This is a genomic window from Flavobacterium sp. UBA5153 (assembly GCA_002413745.1).
GTDB lineage: Bacteria > Bacteroidota > Bacteroidia > Flavobacteriales > Flavobacteriaceae > Flavobacterium.
In genome coordinates this window covers 77,881-84,426 of the sequence record DHXP01000012.1, presented here as the reverse complement: position 1 = coordinate 84,426, position 6,546 = coordinate 77,881, and the positions used below count along the sequence as shown (strand labels likewise).

Below are 6,546 nucleotides of genomic sequence, written 5' to 3'. Positions count from 1 at the left end.
CCACTTTCATCGGAATAGTCAGATGGGCAGTATTTATGTCAATAGGGTATAATTATTTAGGAATATTTGATTATAACAATGCGCTCCATTATTTTAATAAAGCTTTAAACTTAAAAACAGATGAACTAAGAAAATTAGACTCTAAAAACAATATTGCTCTAGTTTACATGGAAATGCACAATTACCAGAAAGCAATAAAAATTCTTCAGCCGTTGACGATGCAAAAAAATATTTTAAATTATCCTATAGGATATTCTAGAATTATCGATAATTTGGGTTTATGTTATTCCAAAACAGGAAATCCAAAAGCATTAAGTTACTTATATAAAGGACTGGAAATAAGAAAAAAAAGGCATGATGAATTGGGCTTATCTGCAAGTTATTTAAATCTTTCAGAACATTTCAAAAATAGTAATCGCAGTTTGGGATTAAAATATGCACATCTAGCTTATAAAAAAACAACCAAGGCAAACATTGTTGATGACCGCTTGCAGTGTTTAAAATTATTGATAGAAAACAGCACGGGAAATCAACTGAAGAATTTTTCATTGGATTATATCCGAATCAATGACAGTATTATTAAAGTAAGGCAAAAGGCGAAAAATCAATTTGCAAAAATCAAATACGACTCCAAGCAAGAAAAAGAGGAAAATCTAAAACTAAAAAGTCAAAAAGCGGAGAATGCCTTTGAACTGGAACAACAAAAAAACAGAAACCTGCTCTTGTATTTTCTGATATTAATTGGCATTCTAGCCACTGTTTTTCTATATTATTTTTTAAAAGCAACGAACAAAAGGGAAAAAATTCAAACCTCCTACAATACCGAAACCCGAATTTCAAAAAAATTACACGATGAACTGGCAAACGACGTGTATCACACAATGGCTTTTGCCGAAACTCAAGATTTGTCTTCTAACCAAAACAAAGAAATATTGCTTACTAATTTGGATACAATTTATTCCAGAACACGCAACATTTCTAAAGAAAATAGTGCTATTGATACCGGATTACACTTTGTGGCGGGACTGAAAGAAATGATGTCGGGCTTCAATACCAATGCCGTTAATATATTAGTCAACGGTATGAATGGCATCAATTGGACCACTTTGGAAATCAATAAAAAAATCATTGTTTATCGTGTGCTACAAGAGTTATTAATCAATATGAAAAAACACAGCCAATGCAGTTTGGTCGTGATAACTTTCAAAAAAAACGAAAATAAATTACAAATAGATTACAGTGATAACGGGCTTGGAGCCAATTTTGACAAAATAAATACGGGAAATGGACTGCAAAATGTGGAAAACCGTATTCTGGCTATAAAAGGAACTATTACTTTTGACACTAAATCCAATAAAGGATTCAAAACAAGTTTCACGATTCCCTTATAAACTGATGTCAATATGTTTAATAAAGTAATAGTAGCCGAAGATTTAGACAGTATTAGTATTGCGGTCGTGCAAGCGTTAGAAGAACTTTCGATAGGCGAAATCCATTATGCCAAATACTGTGATGATGCTTTTTTGAAAATTAAGAAAGCCATCAACGAGGATACACCCTATGATTTATTGATTAGCGATTTATCATTCAAAACTGACCATCGGGAGGATGAGCTGAAATCTGGGGAGGAACTGATAGCGGCCGTAAAAAAAGTACAGCCCAGCATCAAGACAATTGTCTTTTCTATCGAGGACAAATCCTTCAGGATAAAATCGCTTTTTAATAATTTAGGCATCAATGGCTATGTATCCAAGGGAAGGAACAGTATTCCAGAACTCAAAAAAGCCATTCTTGGAATTTTTAATGATGACAAAACAATTCTTTCTCCTGAATTATCTTATGCATTAAGGGACAAAACACTACTGGAAATCGAAAACTATGATATCGAATTATTAAAATTGTTGGCACAAGGATTTATTTTGGATGAAATTTCATTGGATTTCAAAAAATCGGAAATAAACCCCAATGGCAGCAGCAGTATCGAGAAACGCATCAATAAACTAAAAATATACTTCAAGGCCAATAATAACGTGCATCTTATAGCCATCGCCAAAGATTTGGGTTTGGTGTAATACCCAATTAAAAAATCCTCACCCCAGCCCTCTCCGAAGGAGAGGGAGCCGAAACCGCATAAACAGATGTTGCTTATTATACCTTTACTTAATACAAATTAGTCTAATAAAAAATTTGCGTCACTTCGATTTATATAATATGACTGTCCGCTAAGCGGACTATTATTTATTATTTCAGACACGAATAGTCCTTTTTATATAAAACCCCAACAAGGATTTTTACATTAATTGTATCGAGAAACCTCCATTAAAAACTACCCATTCAAAAAAAAATTAAAAAAAATTGCCCTCTTTACGGTTTCCCGTAAGGATGCCGTTTTTATTAGGTCTAAATTTGGGACGATTTAAAAAATGGAAAAATGGAAACAAATACCAAAACAAAGGCATTAGACTCTAAAATAAATTTTATCGAGGAGCACAATTCTGAGAATAACTTTTTTAAAGAAAGGATAACTTCCAATAGCATCATTATATCCGCGGGAATCCTATTTTCATTCATCCTGTTTTTAATACAAATAAGTTGTGCCAATCTTGACTGGAAAATCCCTTTTATTCCATTAATGGTTGCATTACAGCTAATTTTCCTATTATCAGCTTTAAAAAACAGATTCAAAAAATTATAAACTACTATAAATCCAACCTTTCAAAGAAAATCATTGGAAATATTTTTATCGGGTTTACGTTTGTTTCAATCTAAAAACCCAGATTAATTTTCAAAAAAATAGGTTATGAAAAAAAATGACTCTGCAATAATATCAAAAACCGTTGAAAAATGTACCACTAAACCCATAAATAACAAATGGGACAAACTCCTTTGTGATTATAACAATTATGTAAAGGAATACATTAGCCATTACAAGAAATCGCTGAAAGGCAAACTCGTTTCATTGTCAAAATATCCCTATATGAGAGCAAAATCGGAGATTTTATATGAACGACTGGATAAAGCGCAAAACAAAGCACTTTTAACAAAAAAACAAATAAAAAGAATGTCAAAAATTCAAATGAAAATAGTAAACGCCTGCTGTTCCTAAAACATAAATGAAATGAAAAAAATTACCTCAATTGGATTACTAATCCTAAGCTGTATGATACTGTCCTGTCACCCGAAAAAAGAAAAAAAACAACCAAAAATCTACTACAATAACCAAAATTACAAACTTGATGACGATGAAATAATAAAGAGAAACACTAAAGACCCCAAAGATAAAAATCACAATCTCGAAAAAGAAAAAAGTGATAAAGTAGGTTTTCAAAAATGAGATTTCAAAATTTTAAAAAAATAATTACCCGAAATGTAAAACCCCGTGAAGAAATGATTTACTGGCTATAATTTCGGAATGAATTAACAAATTGAACTAATGAACAATTGATTTTTTTTGGGCCCGATTTACTGTTGTCTCCACAATTGATTGAATCCGTTTTTGAGATAGTTTGCGTGGTTTATTTGTTGATTAAAATGGGGGAAATAAACCACTATGGACTTAAAGTCCATAGTTTCGGTTTAGCAGACTGAAAGTCTGCACGGCTGAAAAACATAAAAAAATTAAACCGCAAATTCGCAAATTTAAGTGAACCCATAAAAGTAAAAAAAATAATTTGCGAATTTGCGGTAAATGTTTTTAGAAACTGAAAGGTAGATGCACTAAAGTGCATAGTTTTAACTATCTCTGTGACCAAATAAAAAGCGGAGTCAGGAGCCACTTTAAAAACGGAAAGTCACTGAAAATCCTTAAGAATAGGGAAGCGTAACAATATACAAAAATGAAAAAAAATCATCTGATTATCTGGATTATTACGATTATTGCCGTTATCGCTATTCTAACAAACCCAAATCAAGACAGACATAGGGAAGTCGTAAAATCAAGATTTAATTCCTATATATTGGAATCACTTAAAGAGAAGAACAGCAAAACAAGTGCCCAGTGGGCAGATGCAGGAAAGACTTTAGGAAATATGCTTGGTGGAATGTTTGTTGACCAGATAATCAATAATTTAGTTAGTTCAGACAATTACATCTTATTTTCAATGACAAAGATTAGTTGGGAAGGCAAGACTAAAACTATCGGTTTTGGCGCTTTTGGCAATGTCTATCTTATAGGGAAAATTGACGAGACCCTTAAAAACGGGGTTTTAGATGAAGGAAAATAAAAAAAATGTGGAGACAGACCCCCACCATAGTCCTTTTATGAAATCTGGAATGATTTCAGATTACATTCCCATTTGGTTTTAATTTTCCGTGAATTAATTTTTTAAAAAGTAAACCCTAAAAAAACTATTCAGCCCCTGAAGTGTGATTCCCAAAATTTATTAATGATTTTAAACTATTATTATAATAGAAAAACAATCTCAAGGTGTGATTCATATCATATTGATAACCGGAATATTTTTGTTGATAGACATTCACATAACCAAAATCAAAACTAAGTTTAGGACTAATAGCTTGTTTAATCCCAATAAATAAACCATTTTGGTCAAATGTATTATAGACGACATCCTTGCCAAATTGAATAAAAATTTCATCCGAAAGAACCAATGAAGGCAATGTTTTTTTCTTGAAAATTGGAATGTCAAAACTTAACGAATAACGTACTCTATCCGTAAATCTCTTGTCTCCATTCCAAAGATCATTAACGATTATTTGTTGCCAACGTTGTTCATTTCTGAATCGATTCAAGACTGATACTTTACCCATTTTAGAACTGAACTGAAACTGCTGATAAATTCTATCTTCATTCGAAAAAGTATTCCAATCAGGATTTGATGGAGCGACCCACATATGACCATATCCAAAGGCCAATATTTTTTTTGGATCTGGCATATACCCTATTGCTCCTCTAACAAAATAAAAACAGTCGGAATCTACAAAATCATTTCTTCTAACTTGAAAATCGGCCAATAGTGCCCAGTGATCATTAAATTTAAATGGTGTTAATCGAACTAAACCAAGATTGTACTTGTTGATTGACTACTTTTTCATTTTGAACTTGTCCCAAAACAATTAAGGGCAAAAAAACAATTATAAATTTAAATTTACACCTGTACATTAAATATGATTTTTAAAGAATAACTTCCTAAATAATTTATAGCAAATTAACATCAATAAAAAAATAGGAACTATGATAAAAATCAGGTTAAAGTAAAAAATGGAGAATGAATCTAGATATATTTTATAGAAAACTAATTAAACAGAATAATTTTAATTAAGTCTTCTGTTTCTTCTTCCTGGCCGCAGGAAATAACACATTATTCAAAATCAATCGATATCCCGGAGAATTGGGATGCAAATCCAGAACCGTTGGCATATCCCCTACTCTATGCTGATAGTCTTCGGGATCATGCCCGCCATAAAAAGTAAACATCCCTTTGCCTTTTTCACCATGAACGTAACGCACTTCCCCATTAAGTTCGCAGGTTCCCATAACCAGAACATTGGACTTTATGAGTGCCGGGTCAAAAGAAGTCGTTTGTCCCATAAACCCTTTTATCAATTGGGTGTGATTTTGGCATAGCATACTAGGAATTGGATCCCATTTTGCCGAAAACTCCATCAAGGTGAAATAATCTTTCTCCATTGGAATTTTCCTTTTTTCGGTCATGTCAATATCCGAGAATTCGTAACGTTCTGGCTTTCGATCCAAAATAAAATCCTTGAAGGCGAATGAACTGGCATAATTTATTTTGGATTGATAATTGGCATCACTCGCATCACCATCAAACATAGGTTCGCAAATATCGACCCCATCGGCTGCCAAAGCAATATCAAAACTATCTGTTGCTGAACACATAGCAAACATAAATCCACCTCCAATGACGAAATCCCTGATTTTTTTGGCAACAGCCAATTTTTCCTCCGAAACTTTTTTATAGCCTAATTTTATTGCCAAATCTTCGGCTTCTTTCTTTTGTTCAATGTACCAAGGTGAATTTCTATTGGATCCGTAAAATTTTCCATATTGGCCCGTAAAATCTTCGTGATGCAAGTGCAACCAATCGTAAAGTATCAATTGATCGCTTAAAACCTCCTCGTCATAAATGGGAGTAAACGGAATTTCGGCATAAGTCAAAACCATCGTAACTGCATCGTCCCAAGGCTGTTTCCCTTTTGGAGTATAAACGGCAATTTTTGGGGCTTTTTCGAGTAAAACAGTCTCCATATTCTGGGAAGGACTGGCTATTTCGTCAAGAATACTGGCTTCCTCACTATCCGAAAGGATTTCAAAACTCACGCCTCGAATTTGGCATTCTTTCCGAATTTCGGGAGCATCGGCCAACAAAAAAGAACCACCACGGTAATTGAGTAACCAACTGGCTTTGTATTTTTTTTCGATGCACCAGTAGGTAATTCCGTAGGCTTTAAGGTGGTTTTGTTGCGTGGTTTCGTCCATTGGCAGCAAAATAAAGGAGGCGCGTGCCGTAAAGGAAATCAGGATTATAAGTAGTAAGAATACCTTTTTCGAAGCCATTTTAAAAT

Annotated in this window: 8 protein-coding genes; 6 read left to right on the top strand and 2 right to left on the bottom strand. The window is 33.2% G+C overall.

Annotation, left to right across the window (positions count from 1 at the left end):
* The 6 genes from B2145_RS02720 to B2145_RS02695 all read left to right on the top strand — a co-directional run.
* Positions 1 to 1,391 (top strand): tetratricopeptide repeat-containing sensor histidine kinase (locus B2145_RS02720; RefSeq protein ID WP_291097853.1); only part of this gene is annotated, 1,391 nt, incomplete at its 5' end.
* Between the two features lie 12 nt (positions 1,392 to 1,403).
* Positions 1,404 to 2,072 (top strand): response regulator, encoded by a 669-nt coding sequence (locus B2145_RS02715; RefSeq protein ID WP_291097851.1) that lies wholly within the window; start codon positions 1,404 to 1,406, stop codon positions 2,070 to 2,072.
* A gap of 359 nt (positions 2,073 to 2,431) precedes the next feature.
* On the top strand, positions 2,432 to 2,695 hold the full coding sequence (locus B2145_RS02710) for a hypothetical protein (protein ID WP_291097848.1): 264 nt from the start codon (positions 2,432 to 2,434) through the stop codon (positions 2,693 to 2,695).
* Positions 2,696 to 2,800: 105 nt separating this feature from the next.
* Complete coding sequence (locus B2145_RS02705; RefSeq protein WP_291097845.1) at positions 2,801 to 3,106, top strand: hypothetical protein; 306 nt, start codon at positions 2,801 to 2,803, stop codon at positions 3,104 to 3,106.
* 12 nt (positions 3,107 to 3,118) lie between these two features.
* Positions 3,119 to 3,334, top strand: coding sequence for a hypothetical protein (locus tag B2145_RS02700; protein ID WP_291097843.1), 216 nt, complete (start codon positions 3,119 to 3,121; stop codon positions 3,332 to 3,334).
* A gap of 502 nt (positions 3,335 to 3,836) precedes the next feature.
* On the top strand, positions 3,837 to 4,223 hold the full coding sequence (locus B2145_RS02695; RefSeq protein ID WP_291097840.1) for a DUF4359 domain-containing protein: 387 nt from the start codon (positions 3,837 to 3,839) through the stop codon (positions 4,221 to 4,223).
* A 124-nt stretch (positions 4,224 to 4,347) separates the two neighbouring features.
* Here the strand turns inward: B2145_RS02695 and B2145_RS02690 are convergent, their stop codons facing one another.
* The gene (locus B2145_RS02690) at positions 4,348 to 5,037 is read right to left on the bottom strand and encodes a DUF2490 domain-containing protein (protein WP_291097861.1); all 690 of its coding nucleotides are present in this window, start codon (positions 5,035 to 5,037) and stop codon (positions 4,348 to 4,350) included.
* Between the two features lie 238 nt (positions 5,038 to 5,275).
* Positions 5,276 to 6,538 carry an asparagine synthetase B gene (locus B2145_RS02685; RefSeq protein ID WP_291097837.1) on the bottom strand — a complete coding sequence of 421 codons (1,263 nt, stop codon included), beginning with the start codon at positions 6,536 to 6,538 and terminating at the stop codon, positions 5,276 to 5,278.
* Between the last annotated feature and the right edge of the window lie 8 nt (positions 6,539 to 6,546).

Coding starts and splice junctions, on each gene's coding strand:
- B2145_RS02715 (WP_291097851.1), top strand. CDS start 1,404: ATGTTTAATAAAGTAATAGTAGCCGAAGATTTAGACAGTATTAGTATT.
- B2145_RS02710 (WP_291097848.1), top strand. CDS start 2,432: ATGGAAACAAATACCAAAACAAAGGCATTAGACTCTAAAATAAATTTT.
- B2145_RS02685 (WP_291097837.1), bottom strand. CDS start 6,538: ATGGCTTCGAAAAAGGTATTCTTACTACTTATAATCCTGATTTCCTTT.
- B2145_RS02695 (WP_291097840.1), top strand. CDS start 3,837: ATGAAAAAAAATCATCTGATTATCTGGATTATTACGATTATTGCCGTT.
- B2145_RS02705 (WP_291097845.1), top strand. CDS start 2,801: ATGAAAAAAAATGACTCTGCAATAATATCAAAAACCGTTGAAAAATGT.
- B2145_RS02700 (WP_291097843.1), top strand. CDS start 3,119: ATGAAAAAAATTACCTCAATTGGATTACTAATCCTAAGCTGTATGATA.